This is a genomic window from Cupriavidus sp. USMAA2-4 (assembly GCF_001854305.1).
Lineage (GTDB): Bacteria > Pseudomonadota > Gammaproteobacteria > Burkholderiales > Burkholderiaceae > Cupriavidus > Cupriavidus malaysiensis.
Genome location: NZ_CP017748.1, coordinates 601669 through 620439, shown reverse-complemented (window position 1 = coordinate 620439; position 18771 = coordinate 601669). Strand labels below are relative to the sequence as shown.

Genomic DNA, 18771 nt, shown 5'->3' with positions numbered 1-18771 from the left:
GGGTTGCAGGCATGATGGCCTCCATGCACGGTCAATGGGCATCCGCCGACGGTGCCTTCGGCGGCGCGACCTTGTGCATCAGCGGGACCAGCAGGGTCGCGATGACGAAGCACAGGCAGATGGCGAGAAAGGCATCGGAGAAGGTCAAGGTGCGCGCCTCGCGCATGGTCAGGGCCCACAGCTGCCTGGCGGCGGCAGCGTTGTCGTCGAGCACCTGGTCGCCCAGCGTGGCCAGGCGGGCCGCCGATTCGTGCAGGAACCGGGCCATGGCCTCGTTGCCGAGGTTCAGGTGTTCGGCCAGGCGCAGGAAATGCAGGTTGGTGCGGTCGTTGAGGATGGTGGCGCAGGCCGCGATGCCGATCGCGCCGCCGAGGTTGCGCATCAGGTTGAACAGGCCGGAGGCCTGCTTGAGGCGCGAAGGCGGCAGCGCGCCCAGCGTGAGAGTGACCGTCGGCGCCACCGCGAACTGCTGGGCCATGCCGCGCAGGGCCTGCGGCAGCAGCAGTTGCGCGCCGCCCCAGTCGTGGGTGATGGGCGCGAAGTTCCACATCGACAGGGCAAACAGCGCGAGGCCGCCCATCAGCAGCCAGCGCAGGTCGACGCGGTTGGCGAGAAAGGCGTAGAAGGGGATCGACATCACCTGGAACAGGCCGGTGGAGAAGATGGCGAGCCCGGTCTGCAGGGCGCTGAAGCCGCGCACCTGTCCGAGGAAGAGCGGCGTCAGGTAGATGGTGGCGAAGATGCCGATGCCGGTGACGAAGGAGAAGAAGCAGCCCAGGGCGAAATTGCGCTCCTTCAGCGCGCGCAGGTCGACCACCGGATTCGCGTAGGTCAGCGAGCGCCACAGGAAGCCGATGCCGGCCAGCCCCGAGATCCACGCCGTGGCCAGGATGGCGCGGTCGCCGAACCAGTCCCAGCGCGGGCCTTCCTCCAGAGTGTATTCGAGGCAGCCGAGGAAGAGCGCCATCAGCACGATGCCGAGGTAGTCGGCACCCTTGAGCAGGGACCAGTCGGGCTGGTCGATCTTGACCAGCAGCGGTACCACGATGGTGACGAAGACGCCGGGCACCAGGTTGATGAAGAACAGCCAGTGCCAGGAGTAGTGGTCGGTGATCCAGCCGCCGACGGTGGGCCCGAGCGTCGGCGCGAGCGAGGCCAGCCCGCCGATGATGGCGGCCGCGGCGACGCGCTGGCGCCCTTCGAAGAAGGCAAAGGCGGTGGTGAAGACCATCGGGATCATCGAGCCGCCAAGGAAGCCCTGGGCGGCGCGGAAGGCGATCATGCTCTGGATGTTCCAGGCGATGCCGCACAGCAGGCTGGTCAGCGTGAAGCCCGCCGCGGACGCGGCGAACAGCCAGCGCGTGGACATGACCCGGGCCAGCCAGCCGGACAGCGGGATGACGATGATCTCGGCGATCAGGTAGGCGGTCTGCACCCACACGGTTTCGTCGGTGCCCGCCGACAGGCCGCCGCCGATGTCGCGCAGCGACGCGGACACGATCTGGATGTCGAGCAGGGCGATGAACATGCCGACGCACATGGTGGCGAAGGCCAGCACCCTGGCGCTCAGCGGCATCTGCGCAGGCGAATGGGCGGGCAAGGGGGCCGGCGGGCGGGTCGGCGCGGTGGGCGGCACGGAGGCCGCCGCGCTGGGGTCGGCCGGCCCGGCGGTGACGGCGGCGCTCATGATTGGTCCGCCTCCTTGGCGGCCTGGGTGTCGATTTCCGCCACGACCGACAGGCCGGGGCGCAGCAGGCCGAGCCTGGCATCCGCATCGTCGAGCACGATGCGCACCGGAACGCGCTGCACGATCTTGGTGAAGTTGCCGGTGGCGTTCTCGGGCGGAAGCACGCTGAACTGGGCGCCGGTGGCCGGCGCCAGGCTCTCGACGCGGCCGTGGAAGACCTTGCCGGGCATCACGTCGGCGACGATGGTGGCGCGCATGCCGGGGCGCATGCGGGCGAGTTGTCCTTCCTTGAAGTTGGCGTCGATCCACAGGCCCCTGGCCGGGACGATCGACAACAGCTGGCTGCCGCTGGCGGCATAGGCGCCGACGCGCGCGCGGCGGTTGCCGATGGTGCCGTCGATGGGGGCGCGCAGTTCCGTGTACTGGAGGTTGAGGCGCGCCAGGTCGCGTTCGGCTGCGGCCTGTGCCAGCGCGGCTTGCGCCTGCTGCTTCTGCGTGGCGATCACCTCCAGCTGCCGCTGCGCGGCTTCGACGCTGGCCTTGGCCTTCTGGCTGTTGGCCAGCGACTGCTTGTAGTCGGCGTCGGCCTTCTGCGAGCTCTGCACCGACACCGCCGATTTCGCCACCAGGCTGGCATAGCGCGCCTGGTCGTCGCGCGAGCGGGCCGTCTCGGCGTCGGCGGCGGCCACGCCGGCCCTGGCTTCGGCGATCACGGCCTCCTGCAGCCTGGCGCGCGCATCCAGGTTGGCGAGCAGCGCCTGCTCGGAGGCCACGGCACCTTCGGCCTTGGCCAGCGCGGCGCGGTAGTCGCGATCGTCGATACGGGCCAGCAGGTCGCCGGCATGGACCTGCTGGTTGTCGGTCACCAGTACCGCCGCCAGGTAGCCGGGCACCTTGGCGGCGAGCAGGGTGACGTCGCCGCCCACATAGGCGTCGTCGGTGTCTTCGACGAAGCGCGCATGCGTCCACCAGTGGTAGCCGTATGCCGCCGCGGCCAAGGCGATCAGCGCGCCGCCGGCACGGACCGCCGCAGCCTTGCGGCCGATCCGGGGCCTGGACACGGTGCCCTCCGAGGGGGCGCGGCTGGCTGTGTCGGCGACGCTGGTGGTGTTGCTCATGGCATTGCTCCGAGATTAGAGGGCGTCCGTCGCGGACGCCGCAGGGTTGACTTCATGGGCTTGTGCGTGCGCCGCCGCGCGGCCGGATGCCGGCAGCGGCGCCGTGGCCGGCGCGGCGAGACGCGCGGGCGGTGCCTCGCTGGCCGCCGGACCGGGCGCGATGCGGTGCCTGGCTTCCGTGATCCGTTCGCCGGTGTCGGCATCGATCAGCGCGACGCGCACGGGCCGCCCGCTGCTGAGCTCGACCAGCCGCATGGTTTCCCCGGCGCCGGGAAAGTGCCGGTTTCCCCAGGCCAGCAGTGTCAGCAGGACCGGGCGGAAATCGCGCCCGAGCTCGGTGAGCACATAGTCGTCGCGTGGCGGATGGGTGCTGTAGGGGCGCCGGACCATCAGCCCGTCGTCGACCAGGGCGTTCAGCCGGCGCGTCAGCATATTGGGCGCGATGCCCAGCGCCTTCTGGAAGGCATCGAAGCGGGTGGCGCCATAGAAGGCCTCGCGCAGGATCAGCACGCTCCATGCGTCGCCGACGCGCTCCATGCTGCGCGCCACGGGACACACGGCATTCCGGTGTGACTTTCTTTGCATGTTGCTCCTCGTTAAAAAGAGGTTGCTATCAACATGAAAGTTAGTCTAGGCTAGTAACTATCATCGTGCAAGTAAATGTTGGGCAAGACCTGCCAGCGCCTTGCATGAGCCATCACGAAAGGAACCGAGATGTCGAACCCTGCTTTTCCTGTACCGGTCCGCCGTGCCGTGACGGTCGCCGCGGCGATGCTGGCGGCGCTTGGCCTGGCGGCGTGCGCCGTGGGCCCGGACTACCATGCGCCCCAGGCCGCCATGCCGGCGGCCTATGCGCACGCGGCCGCGCTGGCGCCGATCAATGCCGCGCGCGCGCCGGTTGCGCTCGATACCTGGTGGGACGGCTTCAACGACCGCGCGCTGTCGGCCATCGTGCAGCGCGCCCTGGCGCAGAACCTCGACCTGGCCGCCTCGGTGGCCCGGGTCGAGCAGGCACGCGCGGCCGCCCGGTTCGCGGGGGCGGCGCTGCTGCCGCAGGGGAGTGCGTACGGCGATGCCAGCAAGCAGCGACAGTCGCTGGAAAGCCCGCTGGGCAAGATCGGCAGCGCGCTGCCGGGCTACCAGCGCGGCCAGTCGCTTTATTCGCTGGGTGCCGCCGCGACGTGGGAGATCGATATCGCCGGCGGGCTGCGGCGCGGCGCCGAGGCCGCGGATGCGGAGCGCGAGGCCGCCGAGGCGAACCACCTCGGCGTGCGTATCCTGGTCGCCGCCGAAGCGGCGGATGCCTACTTCCGCGTGCGCGGCGCGCAGAACCGTATCGCCATCGCCCAGGCGCAGGTCAAGACCGACGAGCGGCTGCTGGAGCTGGTGCGGCTGCGCCTGGCCGATGGCATCGGTGCCGAGCGCGAGCAGGCGCAGGCCGAGGCCCGGCTGGCACAGACCCGCGTGACCATCCCGCCCCTGCAAAGGGAGCTGGAGACGCAGCTCAACCGCCTCGACGTCCTGATGGCCGCGCAGCCGGGAACCTACGCGGCGGAACTGCAGGCGTCGCCGGGCGACCCGGTGGTGCCGCAGCTGGCCCTGGCCCAGGGGCCGGCCAACCTGCTGCAGCGCCGTCCCGACGTGATCGCCGCGGAGCGCCGCCTGGCCGCCTCGAGCGCGCGCATCGGCGCAGCGGTCGCCGAGTACTACCCCAAGGTCTCCCTGTCGGCCCTGCTGGGCTTCGAGAGCCTGTCGGCCGGCAAGCTGCTGACGGCGCAGGCGTTCCAGCCGGCGGCCACGGCCGGGCTGCGCTGGCGCCTGTTCGACTTCGGCCGTGTCGACGCCGAGGTGGCGAGCGCCAAGGGCGCTTATGCCGAAGCCCTGGCCAACTATCGGAAGTCGATGCTGCAGGCGACGTCGGATGTCGAGGACGCCCTGATCGCGCTGACCCAGCTCGAGGCGCAGAGCCGGGAACTGGACCGGGAGGTCGGCGCGCACCAGCGCGCGCGTGACGCGTCGGAGGAAGCCTACAAGGGGGGAGCGGTCAGCCTCTACGAGGTGCTCGACGAGGACCGCCAGCTGCTCGCCTCGCGCGACCAGCTGGCCAAGGTGAAGGCGGACAACGCGCGCGCGGCGGTCGCGGCATTCCGGGCGCTGGGGGGCGGATGGTCCTGATGTGATCCCGGGGCGCTCCCGGGAATCGATCACTCTGCCGCGGGGCACCCGGCCATGTGCAGGGATGCCGCTTGCGGGCCGGAGATGCGGCCCGGCCCGGGCGTGGCGCGGCAGTGCCCGGCTCAACGCGTTTCGCGATACCTGTCCGCCGGGACGTCGCTGGACAGGTGCGTCGACATCGAGCGGCGCGCGGCTTCATAGGCCTCCCACTCTTCGACCGCATGCAGCGACGGGATCGTGACCAGCTCGCCGCGGTCGAATCCCGTCAAGGCCGCGTCGACCAGGTCAGAGGCCGACATGACGATCTCCTTGGGCAGGTGCGCCAGCGGCAGGCCCCCGGTCTCCCAGAAGTCGGTGGCCGTGGCGCCGGGGAGCACGGCCTGGACCCGCACGCCCTTGTCGGCGAGTTCGTGGTGCAGCGACTGGCTGAATGCGAGGACAAAGGCCTTGGTGCCGCCGTAGACACCATTGAGCGTCTCCGGCGCGATCGCGACGATGGAGGCGATATTGATGACGGCGCCCCTGCCGCGCGCGACGAAGGCCGGTACGGCGGCGTAGGTGAGGCGTGTGAGGGCGGTGACGTTCAGGTCGATCATGCGGCTCATGGCATCGGCATCGCTGTCGAGCAGCGGCGTATGCGTGCCGACGCCGGCATTGTTGACCAGCAGGGTCAGGCTGGCGTCCTGCCTGAGCTTGGCCTCGATGCGGGCCAGCGCGGCGCGGTCGTTGAGGTCGGCGTCGAGGATTTCGACGCTGCGGCGCGTCTGGTCAGTGATGCGGTCGGCGAGAGCCAGCAGGCGGTCGCGCTTGCGCGCAACCAGGATCAGGTCGTAGCCGCGACGGGCCAGCCGGTCCGCATAGACGGCGCCGATGCCGGACGAGGCGCCGGTGATGAGGGCGGTGCCGGGATGTGCTTGGGTCATGACGTCACTCCGTGGTGTGGTGGATGAAGGTGAAGACGGTGTGAGGGCATTGTGGACGCCGGCAGGAGAGACCGAAATGACGTATATAGGTAGGATTCAGGCCATGGCTTGGCGGAGGTGGGCATGCATCGGATCGGATTCCTGGTCAGCGAGGGCTTCCAGATCATGGCGCTGGCCCCGCAGTCGGTGTTCGAGTACGCGAACATCGTCGCGGGCGAGCCGTTCTATGCGCTGGAGAATTTCTCGGTTGCCGGCGGCGCGGTGCCGTCGTCGCTCGGCGTAGCGGTGGGGACCCGCTCGCTGCGTGGGCGCGTGGAAGTCGATACATGGATGGTGGCGGGGGTGAACGACCCGCTCCAATCCCCGGCGCCGCAGAAGATCCTCGATTTCCTGCGCAAGGCGGTTCATCGGGCCAGGCGTGTCGCGGGGATCTGTACCGGCGGCTTCGTGCTGGCCGAGGCGGGTTTGCTGGCGCAGCGCCGCGCCACCACGCATTGGGCGTTCGGGCGGGCATTGCAGCAGCGCTTTCCGGACATCCATGTGGAGCCGGACCGGATCTATATCGTCGACGGTCCGATCTGGACCTCGGCCGGCATGACGGCGGGGCTCGACCTGGCGCTGGCAATGGTGGAAAAGGACCTGGGTGCGGACGTGGCCCGCTCCGTCGCACACAAGCTCGTGATGCCGCAACGCCGCGCGGGCGGGCAGTCGCAGCATTCCGAGATGCTCGAGCTGGCGCCCAAGTCAGACCGCATCCAGAGCGCGCTGGACTATGCGCGCCGCAACCTGCACCGTCCGCTCACGGTGGAGGCGCTGGCCTCCAGCGTTCACCTGAGTCCGCGCCAGTTCAGCCGTGTCTTCACGCTGGAGACCGGCCAGTCGCCGGCCAAGGCCGTGGAGCGGCTGCGCCTGGAGGCAGCCCGGCTGATGATCGAACAGAGCCGCCATGCTCTCGAGGTGGTCGCGCGGGAGACCGGATTCCGCGATCGCCGCCATCTGCGCGAGGCCTTCATGCGGGGATTCGGCATGCCGCCGCAGGCGATCCGGCGCGACGCCCGCATCGACTCCCGGATCGATACCCGCTGAACCGTCCTGGCGCCTGGCGGGCTTGCCGCCGGCGCCCCGTCCGTGGCCCGGCCGGAGCGGCCGCCCCTGGGCGATGGAGCCGAAGCGGCGCCGCAGGAGAGGGGGCAGGCTCCCCGGGGTGGGGCACGGATTCGTGGAAGAATCCGCTGGCTTGGTCAATAATGTCTCCTCCTGGTGACATGTTCCGATCCGACCGGCCTCAACTCGACTCGAGCGCGCCATGCCCCTGCACAGCCTGCAATCGTTCGCCGACCTGCTCGACGAGTTGGACATCGCCTTCTGCCTGTTCGACTCCCAGGACGTGACGCGGGGCTGGAACCGGACCTTCCTGCGCTTCTTTCCCGAACACGACGGCAAGATCTTCGCCGGCGAGCATTACCGGCAGAATCTGCGCCGCTTCTACTCGGCCCGTCTCGACGCAAGCGAACTCGACAAGGTCGACCTCTACGTGGAACGCGGCATCCTGCGCCACCAGTCGCAGACGCGCCCATTCCAGTTCGAGCACCGCGGGCGCGTGCTCAAGGTGGTGGCCCAGTCGATTCCGGATGTCGGCCGGGCACGCCTCTGGCGGGAAGTGGACTCCGGCACGTGCTACCGCACCGACCCTCCCCAGGGTGACCACGGCGGCTGGATCGAAGAACTGCCCGACGGTTTCTCGATCGAGGACGCGGCGGGCCGGCTGCTGCAGGCAAACAGCCGGTTCCGCGGTATCTACGGGCTGCCCGCGGGGGCGGAGGTGGAGGGCCGCACGCTAGAGGAGATCGTCACCGCGGCGTGGCGGGCGCAGGCTTCCCGGCGCCACGGGCCGGGCGAGGAGGCCGAACTGATCCGGGAGTGGAAACGCTTCGCGGGCGCGCCCTATGAGATTGCCTTGCCGCACGGGCGCTGGGTGCGCGTGATCGACGAACGGGCCGGCAATGGATGGATCAAGTCGGCCCATTTCGACATCACGGTGTTCAAGCAGCAGCAGGCCAGCCTGATCGCCTCCGAGCGCACCGCGCGCGATCGCGAAGCGCGCCTGCACGCCGTCATCGAGCAGTCGCCGTCCGGCGTCATGATCGTCGACCGCTACGGCCGCATCCTCGAGGCCAACCGGCTGCTGGCGTCGATGCTGGGCACCAGCGCGGCGATCCTGGGCGGCGATACCTTGTTCCGCTACCTGCACGAAGATGACCTGCAGCCGGCGCGGCGGGCCCTGGAGGCGATCGCGGCGGGCGAGCAGGCGACCTTCGAGCACGAAGGCCGTTTCCGTGCCGTGGACGGCACGTTTATCTGGGCCTTGAGCTCGATGGCGCCGCTGCAAACCCCTTCGATCGAAGGCATCGCCGCCATTGTCCAGGTGCAGGACATCCGCGCCCGCAAGCGCGCAGAAGCCGAACGCGACCAACTGCTGGCGCGCCTGGAGTACATGGCTTTCCATGACGCGCTGACCGGGCTGGCCAACCGCGCCCGCTTCGACGAGGCGCTCGAAGACCTCGATGCCCTCGATGCGCCCGCCGGCGGCGATGCCAGGGCGCATGCGATCTGCCTGATCGACCTCGACGGTTTCAAGCAGGTCAACGACGTCGGCGGGCATGGCGCCGGCGATGCGCTGCTGGCGGAGGTCGGCAGGGTCCTGCTGGCAGCGGAAGGGCGGCATGTGCTGCCGGCCCGGCTGGGCGGCGACGAGTTCGGCTTGCTGCTGGGTGCCGAGGCGGTGGCTGAGGCGCGCGCCATCATCGAGCGGATCCTGGCCGGCATTGACGCGGTCCGCATCGGCCGCGACGGCCGGGTCTTCTCGGTCAAGGCGAGCGCCGGCATGGCACTGTTCAGGCCCGGCAGCGATGTCAAGCAGGTGTTGCGCGACGCGGATGCCGCCTGCTACCGGGCCAAGCGCAACGGCGGGGGCGGCGTGGTGATGGCGGACCCGGTGCCGGCGGCGGCGCAGGGTGGCCTGCCGGCCCGCTGAGGGCGCGAGAGCGCGGACGGCCACGCGCCGCCGACGGGGCGCCAGCCCTGTCCCGAAAGAAAAGAGCCGACCGGGTGACGCCGGTCGGCCCCGCGCAAATGCGCTTGGGAATGGCAGCGGTTACTGCACCGGTATTTCATCATCTCGCGAGGGGAATAGTTGCGCGAAACAGATGTGATGTTTCCCACTATTTCGACTCTTGCATTCTCTTCGTTCCCTGGGCCGGGTCGTGCCGGCGCCGCGCACCGGCTGCGTTCATTGCGAGTTCATTGCAAGTTCAGTGCGCATGCGCTTGTCAAATCGAGTGATCATCAGCATGGCATCGCATGCACATACTGTGATAACTCAATGTATTCATCGAGAGACAATGGGAGTGTGAAACTGCTCGCAAAATGCGCTGAATGTGCGTCGTTCTTTACACATCATCGTCTTTTTTCCGCGTCCCCCTCATTGGTGGGGTGAGGGCTGGGGCAGGCCTGCCGTTAGCGCGCCCCAAGCTACCTCGTAGCGACCATTCATCCAGGGAAGGGAGAAGCGCATGCGCAATAACCAGCCAGTGACGCAGCACGAGTACGAGTTGCCGGACAACGCGACCCTGATGTCGACCACGGACGCCCACAGCCACATTGCCTACGCCAATGCCGCGTTCGTCGAGGTGAGCGGTTTTACCCGCGAAGAGCTGCAGGGCCAGCCGCACAATATCGTGCGCCATCCCGACATGCCCACGGAGGCCTTCGCCGACATGTGGGCCACGCTCAAGCGCGGCGAGCCGTGGACCGCGCTGGTCAAGAACCGGCGCAAGGACGGCGACTACTACTGGGTGCGCGCCAATGCGATGCCGGTGGTGCGCGATGGCCGGCCGGTGGGCTACCTGTCGGTGCGCACCAAGGCCTCGCGCGAGGAGATCGGTGCCGCCGAGGCCTGCTACCGCGATTTCCGCGAAGGCCGTGCCAAGGGCTGGCGCTTCCACAAGGGACTGGTGCTGCGCGCGGGCTGGCTGGGCTGCCTGTCGCTGCCGCGCACCCTGCCGGTGCGCTGGCGCATCCGGCTCGGCCTGGCCGGCGTGCTGCCCGTGTCGCTGGCCGGCGCGCTGGCGCTGGGCGCCGGCGGCACAACGCTCTGGGGCGGCGGCGCGGTGCTCGCCGGCGCGCTGGGGCTGGCTTCGCTGTGGCTGGAGGCGCAGGTCTCGCGGCCGCTCGAGCGCATGCTGACGCAGGCGCTGCGCGTGGCCTCGGGCGAGAGCCAGAAGGTCGAGCACATGGACCGTGTCGACGAGATCGGCATGGCGCTTCGCACCATCAGCCAGCTCGGCCTGATGTTCCGCTGGCTGATCGACGACGTCAGCGAGCAGGTGCTGAGCGTGCAGAGCGCGAGCGGGGAGATCGCCCAGCGCAACAGCGACATGAGCGCGCGCACCGGGCGCGCCGCGGCGAGCGTGCAGGACACGGTGTCGTCGATGACGCAGGTGACCGAGGCGGTCCGCAACAATGCCGAGACGGCGGCCCAGGCCAATGCCATCTCGGGCGACGTCAGCCAGGCGGCGGCCAAGGGCGGGCAGGCCATGTCCGAGGTGGTGGCGACGATGGACGAGATCTCGGGCAGCTCGCACCGTATCGCGGACATCATCGGCGTGATCGACGGCATTGCCTTCCAGACCAATATCCTGGCCTTGAATGCCGCGGTGGAGGCCGCGCGCGCCGGCGAGCAGGGGCGCGGCTTCGCGGTGGTGGCGGACGAGGTGCGCCGGCTGGCGCAGCGCAGCGCCGGGGCGGCCAAGGAAATCAAGGCCCTGATCGATGCCAGCGCCGGCAAGGTCGAGCAAGGCACCCGCATCGTGCACGATGCCGGCGCGACCATGGACGATCTGGTCAGGCAGGTGCAGCGCGTCTCCGACCTGATCGCGGAGATCAGCGCCTCCACGGCCGAACAGTCGAGCGGGGTAGGCCGGGTTGGCCAGGCGATCGGCGAGATCGACCAGGTCACCCAGCAGAATGCCGAACTGGTCGGGCAGGGCGCGCAGGCCGCGCAGGCGCTGCGGCAGCAGGCGAACCGGCTGGCGGAGGCGGTCGGGGTGTTCTGCTGAGCGTGGCGCGCGCGGCGGTGCCGGCCCGGGATTACAATGCCGCCCTGACGGAACGGGCGGCAGTGGCGCCGGAGCCGCCGCGCGCGGTACGCCGCCCGGCCGGCCCGGGTGCGTACGGCCGCGCCGCCCTGATGCCCACGGGTCCGGGACGGGCCGGTCTTTGTCCTTCCAGGATCCAGGTATGCGGACAATCCTCTTGCTCGAGGATGAGAGCGAATTGCGCGACGAAATCGCCGCCTTCCTGCAGAAACGGCAGTGGGCGGTGCTGCAGGCGGGCAGCCTGGCCGAATTCGCGCCCTTGTGCGAACAGGCCGACATCGCGGTGATCGATGCCATGCTGCCCGATGGCTCCGGCTTCGACGCGGTGCGGGCCTTGCGCCGCCAGCGGCCCGGTTGCGGCATCGTCATGCTGACGGCGCGCGGCGAGACCCACGACAAGCTGCAGGGCTTCGACGGCGGCGCCGACCATTACCTGGTCAAGCCGGTCAAGCTGCTGGAGTTCGATGCGGTGCTGCGTGCCTTGAGCCGGCGCGTCGCCACCAGCTGGCGGCTGGACCGGCAGGCCGGCCGGCTCAGCTCGCCGGACGGCGCCGCCATCGCCGTGTCCGTCAACGAAGGCAGCCTGCTCGAGCTGCTGGCGCGCCATCCCGGCCAGCCGGCGAGCCGCCGCGAGATCGTCGAGAGCTTCGGCGAGGACTGGCGGCACTACGACGAGCGCCGCCTCGAAACCCTGGTCAGCCGGCTGCGCCAGCGCTGGCGCGGCGAGACCGCCAGCGAACTGCCGCTGCGTGCCGCCCACGGCGTCGGCTACGTGTTCGCGGCGTCGCTGTCTTTGGCTTGAGTTCCGGCCGGGTTGCCGGCCTCCTGGTGGTTGGCTGGAACGCCGGCTGGAACACCGGCTTGAGCCCCGGGCAGGGCGCCCGGCGGCTGCGCCGGCAGGAAGATGACGGCCCGGCAGCCCTGGCCGGGCTGGCTGTCCAGCGTCAGCGTGCCGCCTTGCATCTCGACCATGCGCAGCGCGAGCGACAGCCCGAGCCCGGTGCCGGGCACGCGCCCGACGCCCTGTCCGCGGTAGTAGCGCTCGAAGACGCGCGGCAGGTCGGCCGGCGCGATACCCGGCCCGTTGTCCTCCACCTCCAGTACGACGCCGTGCTGCACCAGGCGGCCGCGCAGCAGCACGCGGGTGCCGGCGGGCGTGTACTTCACCGCGTTATCGGCCAGCGTACGCAGGGCCAGGCGCAGCAGGCTGCCGTCGCAATCGAAGGCGGGCGGCAGGCGGCTGCCGTCGACGTCGAGACGATGTGCCTCCGATAACAGGCGGGCGGCGGCGGCGGCGTCGTGCAGCAGGGCCGCCAGGTCGACCGGGCCGGGGCGCGAGCCGTGGCGCAGCAGCTCGAAGCCGTCTTCGTGCAGCGACTCGTTGATCAGCATGGTCAGGCGCTGGGTGGCGCGCAGGATCTTGCGGTAGCGTGCCGAGGTGCGGGGATCGTCCTGTTCATCGTCCAGTTCCAGGTTCTGGGCGGTCGCGTCGATGACCGCCAGCGGTGTGCGCAGCTCGTGCGAGACCGTGGCCAGGAACTGGCGCTGTTCCTCCTGGGCCCGCCGTTCCAGCGAGAGCGAGGCCTCCACCTGGGCCATGGCCTCGCGCAGCGCCCGGGTGCGGCGCGCCACCTTGGCTTCCAGGTCGCGCTCGGCCTGGCGCGCCACGCGCAGGGCTTCGGCCTGCGCGGCTTCCTTTTCCGCCCGCATATCCGTATAGCGCCAGCTGATCGCCGAGTTCATGATCAGCAGGAAGGCGACCATGCCGAGATAGTTGCCGTTGTCGACGATGGGGCCGGGGTCGATCCATCCCACGTTGCGTGCCAGGCGCGCCGCCGTTCCGCCGAGCAGGAGCAGCAGCACGAGGAAGAGCACGCGCGCGGCCTTCTGTCCCCGCCAGCTCATCACCGCAGCCACGCCCATCAGGATGGCGAGGGTCAGCACGCTCCACAGCAGGTAGAACGGCCGCAGCCAGCGTGCGACCGACAGCAGCAGCCAGGGCGCGCACAGCAGCGAGACGGCCCAGTTCAGCGCCGAGAAACGGATGGCCCAGCGGCGCCATGGCGAGTCGAACAGGTCGAGGTAGTTCGCCATGAACAGCACGCCGAGCGGGATCGCGCACAGCCAGCTGACCATGTAGACGGCATCGCTGGCAAGCGGATGCTGGGGCAGCAGGTACTGGTAGGTGAAGCCTTCGGCGGACAGCGAGGTGAACAGGTTGGCCAGCACCGTCAGGCTGAACAGCAGGAAGGAGCGGTTGCGCGTGACCCAGTAGAACCAGCCGCTGGTCAGCAGCAGCACGATGTGCGCCGCATAGAACAGGCCGAACAGGAACAGTTCGGTGCCCATGAAGGAAATAAAGGCATCCGGCGACCACAGCAGCAGCGGGAAGGTCATGGTGCTGGTGCTGCGCACCCGCACGTAGACCGTGACCGGCTGGTCCGGCGGCAGGGAGAGCCGGAACACCGGGCTGCGGTAGGCGATGTCGCGCCCCGCCACCGGCTGGCGGTCGCCTGCCACGCGCCGCTCGAAGCCGCCCCCGGCGCGCGGCAGGTACAGCGTGACGTCATCGAGCAGCGCCGAGCGCAGGTCCAGCAGCCAGATCGGCTCGGCCGCCGCCGGGCGCCTCAGGGTGAGCCGCAGCCAGGCCGTGCCGTCGACGTAGCCCAGCGCGGGCGGGGTGTGCTGCTGATGGAAGGCAGCGGCCATGTCGGGCCGCGCGACCTGCTCGATCGTCAGGGTATCGCCCGGGTCGCGCAACAGCGCCCAGTCGTGGCCCAAGGCCACCTCGCCCGACGCCGGCAGGCGCACCTCGGCCCACGCCGCGGGCCATTGGCAGAGGCAAAACAAGACAATGCACAGGATCCGCGACATCACCGTAAACGGGAGAAAAGAGCCAGGCCGGCACGTGCCGCATCGGAGGCGGCCGTCGGCATAGGGGGCGATAGGAGCCAATCGGGGGCAGCAGAGGGCAAGACTATAGCCCAGCGCGGCCCGTTTTCCCGCTACGGCGAGGGGATGTCAGGATTTGTCAGCTTTACGCGCGCGATGTGCTGTAGCATCGCCGAAGCAATACTTGGACTTGGCCGACCACCCGCAGCCCGAACCCATGCAACGCGACGAACTACTCAAGCGCCTGGCGCAGGGCGCGCGTCTCTACCTGACTTCCACGCCCTGGGGTTCACGTGTCCAGGGCGCGCTGCTGCGCGACGAGACGGCTCCCGACGGCCACCAGCTGATTCCCGGCAGCAAGGTCGAGCGCCTGCTGGAGATGCGGCTGCTGCGCCATGGTCCGGTGGACGAGCATGGCAATATCGACCTGATCCTGACCCGCATCGGGCTGGCGGCCGTCTATGGCCGGCGCGCGGTCGCGGCCGGGCTGCCGTTGGCGGCGAACGGTACCACCGGCGCCGCCGCCCCGGCAGCGCCTGCCGCCGCCGCTGTCCCCGCGCCGCGGCAGCCGGAGGCCGGGATTCCGGATTATTCCTTTGCCTTCCAGCCTATCGTCGACGTCGAGCGCGGCGCGGTGGTGGCCTACGAGGCGTTCGCGCGCCGGCGTGGCGACCGTTCGTCCGCCCACCTGATGCGTGCCTTGCCGACCGATGCCATCCATCGCTTCGACGATGAATGCCGCGTTGCGGCAATGACCGTGGCAGAGCGGCTCGGCATCCGCCATCGCCTGCACGTCAACTGCTTCCTGCCGGAACAGGCGGAAACCCAGCTCTCGCTCGAACAGACGGCGGCGGCGGCTCTCCGGCTCGGCTACCAGCGCGGCCGCCTGGTCCTGGAAAACAAGGCCGACGAGATCATCGACCGCCCCGAGGCCTACGCCGCGCGCATGCAGCCGCTGCGCGACCAGGGGCTCAAGCTGGCGCTCAGCGAGATCGGCGCCAGTTCGGCCGGCCTGAACCTGGTGGCGGCCATCCGGCCCGATATCGTCAAGCTGAGCCGCAAGACCGTGCACGGCGTGGGCAAGGACGGGCGCCAGCAGCGCTTCGTGCCGCAGGCGGTCCAGCTCTGCCGCAATCTTGGCATCGCCGTCATCGCGGAGTGCGTCGAGACCCTGGAGCAATACCGCTGGCTGCGCAACGCCGGCGTGCACCTGTTCCAGGGCAATCTGTTCGCCGCGCCGGCGTTCGAGGCGGCGCCGCCGGCACGGCTGCCCTGAGCGCGGGCGGCCGGGCCGGCAGAACCGCCGGAGCGGGGGGGCAAAAAAAGACGCCCCGGTGGTGGACTGGGGCGGTTGATTTGGGAATGTGGGGCAAGGTGAGAGCCCCGGTACCCATGCTACGGCGGGTGCCGGCGGGCCACCATCCTCCCGACGGCTGACATCCCGATGGCTGATGCCGGCCGCACCCGGCCGCACCCGGCAGCGCGAGGCCGCGGCAGGGTGGCGTGCCAGCGCCTATGGTGGAAGCAGGGCCGGGCGCCTGCCTGCTGGAGCTGGCGCCACCGGGCAGCCGAGCCAGCCACGCCGAGGGGCCGCGATGTGCTATTCCGCCATGATCCGATCCGAACACCGCCGCTACGAGAGGGAGTACGGCGTGCAGGTGAGCCTGCGGCGCTATGTCGAACTGTTCTGGGAAAAGCGCCGCGATGGCGGCTGGCTGCGCATCCCTAAGGCGATGCGCGCCGATTTCGCCGAGGCACGCACGCCGGCTGAACGGGAGCTGGCAGAACTCGCCGCCGCCGCCGACGGGGAGCAGGCCCGTGTCCTCGAGGCCGAGCTGTTCCGTCAGAAGGCGCGGCTGGCGGAGGCCGAGCGCGCGCTGGCTGTGCGCGCCAGCCGCAAGGCGGAGGATGAGCAGCGCATCGCCACCGACAAGATCGCACGCGCCCAGCGCAACCTGGCGGACCTGCAGCGCAGCCACCTGATGCAGCGCGACGCCCGCATCTTTCCCGGCCACTATGCGCCGCTGATCATCTGGCAGGACGGGGGCCGCGTACTGGTGCCGATGCGCTACCAGTGCCGGCTGCCGGGCTGGAGCGAAGCGGACGAGCGCAGGCGGCCCGGTACCTACAATGCCCGGCGCGACAACCTGGGGCATGCCTGGCGCAAGCTGTTCGGCCACCAGCACGGCGTGCTGGTGGTGACGGCCTTCTTCGAGAACGTGGCGCGCCACAAGCTGGAGCACCGGCCGCTGCCTGCGGGGGAGGCCGAGGAGAATGTGGTGCTGGAGTTCAGCCCGCAGCCGCCGGCCGACATGCTGCTGGCCTGCCTGTGGTCATACAGCCCGGGCGAGGGCGGCGGGCCCGGGCTCTACTCGTTCGCGGCCATCACCGACGAGCCGCCGCCCGAGGTCGCGGCCGCCGGCCACGACCGTTGCATCATTCCCCTGCGTCCCGGGCATCTCGACGCCTGGCTCCAGCCGGATCCCCACGACCTGGCCGCGCAGCAGGCCATCCTCGACGACCGCGCGCCGCTGCATTTCGCCCGTCGGCTCGCGGCCTAGCGGCCTGGCGGCCCGAAGCGCTGGCCCTGAAGCGCTGAATCCTGGAACCGCCGAAAGCGGTCGTCAGGTGCCGGACAGCAGGTCGCGCGCGTTCAGCAGCGCATAGGCGATCTCGGGCCGGGCTTCCATGCTGCGCCGGATCGCGGCCGGGATGGCCTGCCGTGTCTTGCGGCACAGGCCCGGCTGCTCCGCCACCTGGATGGCGATGCCGCGCGTGGTGCGCACCTCGTTGGCACTGGGCGTGACGGTCAGCACGATGCCCAGTTGCTCGAACATGCGCTGTTCCATGCGCCGCAGGTCTTCCAGGCTGGCCAGGCTTTCGAGGCGGGCGATCAGCCGCTTTTCCTCTTCCCGTGTCAGCCGCAGGATGCGCAGGTCGGCCCGCGGATCCTCCAGCAGCGCATCGCGGCCGCAGATGCAGGCGCCGGGCGGGCAGCCGGTGCGGATCGGGAACGGTGGGGCGTTCATGTCGTGGAGGGGGCGGGCGCGTCCGGCGCGGGATGCGTGGCGCTGCCGGCAATCATAAACCAGGCGGCGCCGCCTTCGCCCGGCCGGCGCGGCCGGAGGCCGGCCGGGTTTACGCCGATGTCGAGCACCTTGTCACCTCCTTATTATCTGTTCCTTAGGAGAACGTACGTTCTTATAGCGAACAATCGGGCCGGTAGCAGGATGATCCGGCCTCGGCGCAAACCGGCAGGAGACAGCATGCAAGATCCCGCAGCAACCCGCGTCGTCGACGTCCAGGCCTTTATCGACGGCCAGCGTTTTTCCGCTTACCAGTGGCTGATCCTGCTGCTGTGCTTCCTGATCGTGGCGATCGACGGCTTCGATACCGCGGCGATCGGCTATATCGCTCCCGCGCTGGTGCAGGACTGGGGCATCGACAAGGCCACGCTCGGCCCGGTCATGAGCGCGGCGCTGTTCGGCCTCGCTGGCGGCGCTATCTTTGCCGGGCCGCTGGCCGACCGGGTCGGCCGCAAGGCGGTGCTGGTGCTGTCGGTGTTCTTCTTCGGCGCCTGGAGCCTGGCCACCGCCTTCGCCGGCTCGCTCGAATCGCTGACGGTGATGCGTTTCCTGACCGGCCTGGGCCTGGGCGCGGCCATGCCCAACGCGGTCACGCTGATGTCCGAGTTCGCCCCGGCGCGGCGCCGCGCGGTGCTGGTCAACACCATGTTCTGCGGGTTCCCGCTGGGCTCCGCCGCCGGTGGCTTCGTGGCCGGCTGGATGATCCCGCACTACGGCTGGCACAGCGTGCTCGTGCTCGGCGGCGTGGTGCCGCTGGTGCTGGCGGTGCTGCTGGTGCTGCTGCTGCCGGAGTCGGTGCGCTATATGGTGATGCGCGGCCAGCCGGCCGGGCGGATCCGCCGGGTGCTGGCCCGCCTGACCGGCTCGGTCATCGACCCGGCGCTGCGCTTCACGCTGGACGAGGCGGCGCCGCGCGCGGGCTCGGCCGTCGGCACGGTGCTGTCGCGACGCTACCGCCTGGGCTCGGCCATGCTGTGGCTGACCTACTTCATGGGCCTGGTGATCTTCTACCTGCTGACCAGCTGGATGCCCACGCTGATGAAGGACGCCGGCTTCAGCATCGAGCGCGCCGCCTTCCTGACCGCACTGTTCCCGCTCGGCGGCGGCGTCGGCACCATCCTGGCCGGCTGGCTGATGGACCGCATGAATCCCAACAAGGTGATCGCCTTCACCTATGCGCTGACCGGCGTGCTGGTCTATGCCGTGGGGCGGGGCAGCGGCGGCCCGCTGCTGCTGCTGGGCGTGCTGATCTTCCTCGCCGGCACGGCGATGAACGGTGCGCAGTCGTCGATGCCCTCGCTGGCCGCGGGCTTCTACCCGACCCGGGGGCGCGCCACCGGGGTGGCCTGGATGCTGGGCATCGGCCGCTTCGGCGGCATCGCCGGCGCGTTGCTGGGCGCCGAGCTGATGCGCCGCCACCTGAGCTTCGACGCCATCTTCACCTTGCTGGCGGTGCCCGCGCTGGTGGCCGCGGTGGCGCTGGTCGTCAAGCACCTGGGCGAGGCCGGCCGGCCGCGGGCGGACGAGGACGGCGATGCACCGGCGGGGGCGGGCATGGTTTCCGGGCACTGATCGCCGATCCCGGGCGGCGGCGAGGGCCGCCGGGCAAGCGGCTTCATGCCGAATTTGCATGAGGCCGCGCGCCAGGCTGTGAAAGAATGACGAGGATGGCACAAGCGGCTGAGGCCGCGGCGCCATCCTCTTTTTTTTGGGGCGGCACCGCCACCCCACGTT

At 70.0% G+C, this 18771-nt stretch carries 14 protein-coding genes; 8 read left to right on the top strand and 6 right to left on the bottom strand.

Going from position 1 to position 18771, the window contains the following annotated elements:
• Positions 1–31: 31 nt before the first annotated feature.
• Genes BKK79_RS02710 through BKK79_RS02700 form a run of 3 tightly spaced genes read right to left on the bottom strand, consistent with a single transcriptional unit; the run spans position 32 to position 3390 of the window.
• A complete protein-coding gene (locus BKK79_RS02710; protein WP_083384035.1) occupies positions 32–1687 on the bottom strand; it encodes a DHA2 family efflux MFS transporter permease subunit in 1656 nt (551 codons plus the stop codon).
• Positions 1684–2805 carry an HlyD family secretion protein gene (locus BKK79_RS02705; protein ID WP_071037034.1) on the bottom strand — a complete coding sequence of 374 codons (1122 nt, stop codon included), beginning with the start codon at positions 2803–2805 and terminating at the stop codon, positions 1684–1686. Before BKK79_RS02705 ends, BKK79_RS02710 begins: the two co-directional genes overlap by 4 nt.
• A 15-nt stretch (positions 2806–2820) precedes the next feature.
• A complete protein-coding gene (locus tag BKK79_RS02700; protein WP_071012518.1) occupies positions 2821–3390 on the bottom strand; it encodes a winged helix-turn-helix transcriptional regulator in 570 nt (189 codons plus the stop codon).
• A 129-nt stretch (positions 3391–3519) separates the two neighbouring features.
• Here BKK79_RS02700 and BKK79_RS02695 point away from each other — a divergent pair, with 129 nt between their 5' ends.
• Positions 3520–4980, top strand: a complete 1461-nt coding sequence (locus BKK79_RS02695) for an efflux transporter outer membrane subunit (protein ID WP_071012520.1) — start codon at positions 3520–3522, stop codon at positions 4978–4980.
• A gap of 122 nt (positions 4981–5102) precedes the next feature.
• On the opposite strand, the gene BKK79_RS02690 is transcribed toward BKK79_RS02695, so the two are convergent.
• On the bottom strand, positions 5103–5903 hold the full coding sequence (locus BKK79_RS02690) for an SDR family NAD(P)-dependent oxidoreductase (protein ID WP_071037033.1): 801 nt from the start codon (positions 5901–5903) through the stop codon (positions 5103–5105).
• 123 nt (positions 5904–6026) lie between these two features.
• Between BKK79_RS02690 and BKK79_RS02685 the strand changes: the two genes are divergently transcribed.
• The 4 genes from BKK79_RS02685 (at position 6027) to BKK79_RS02670 (ending at position 11861) form a co-directional block, all read left to right on the top strand.
• Positions 6027–6989, top strand: coding sequence for a GlxA family transcriptional regulator (locus BKK79_RS02685; protein WP_071016296.1), 963 nt, complete (start codon positions 6027–6029; stop codon positions 6987–6989).
• A 220-nt stretch (positions 6990–7209) separates the two neighbouring features.
• Positions 7210–8937: a diguanylate cyclase domain-containing protein gene (locus BKK79_RS02680; RefSeq protein WP_071037032.1), complete on the top strand. Its 1728-nt coding sequence runs from the start codon at positions 7210–7212 to the stop codon at positions 8935–8937.
• A 538-nt stretch (positions 8938–9475) separates the two neighbouring features.
• Positions 9476–11020 (top strand): methyl-accepting chemotaxis protein, encoded by a 1545-nt coding sequence (locus BKK79_RS02675; RefSeq protein ID WP_071012525.1) that lies wholly within the window; start codon positions 9476–9478, stop codon positions 11018–11020.
• A 181-nt stretch (positions 11021–11201) separates the two neighbouring features.
• On the top strand, positions 11202–11861 hold the full coding sequence (locus BKK79_RS02670; RefSeq protein ID WP_071012527.1) for a response regulator transcription factor: 660 nt from the start codon (positions 11202–11204) through the stop codon (positions 11859–11861).
• Here the strand turns inward: BKK79_RS02670 and BKK79_RS02665 are convergent.
• Positions 11828–13870, bottom strand: a complete 2043-nt coding sequence (locus tag BKK79_RS02665) for a sensor histidine kinase (protein ID WP_232346262.1) — start codon at positions 13868–13870, stop codon at positions 11828–11830. The two genes, BKK79_RS02670 and BKK79_RS02665, sit on opposite strands and share 34 nt — an antisense overlap.
• 298 nt (positions 13871–14168) lie before the next feature.
• On the opposite strand from BKK79_RS02665, the gene BKK79_RS38770 reads away from it, so the two are divergent.
• Entirely contained in the window at positions 14169–15227 is a 1059-nt protein-coding gene (locus tag BKK79_RS38770) for an EAL domain-containing protein (protein ID WP_156811195.1), read from the top strand.
• Positions 15228–15546: 319 nt separating this feature from the next.
• Positions 15547–16512: an SOS response-associated peptidase family protein gene (locus tag BKK79_RS02655; RefSeq protein WP_071037031.1), complete on the top strand. Its 966-nt coding sequence runs from the start codon at positions 15547–15549 to the stop codon at positions 16510–16512.
• Positions 16513–16575: 63 nt separating this feature from the next.
• Here BKK79_RS02655 and BKK79_RS02650 read toward each other — a convergent pair whose 3' ends face one another.
• Positions 16576–16980, bottom strand: coding sequence for a hypothetical protein (locus BKK79_RS02650; RefSeq protein ID WP_071012530.1), 405 nt, complete (start codon positions 16978–16980; stop codon positions 16576–16578).
• Between the two features lie 237 nt (positions 16981–17217).
• Between BKK79_RS02650 and BKK79_RS02645 the strand changes: the two genes are divergently transcribed.
• Positions 17218–18609, top strand: a complete 1392-nt coding sequence (locus BKK79_RS02645; protein WP_071037030.1) for an MFS transporter — start codon at positions 17218–17220, stop codon at positions 18607–18609.
• Positions 18610–18771: the final 162 nt, after the last annotated feature.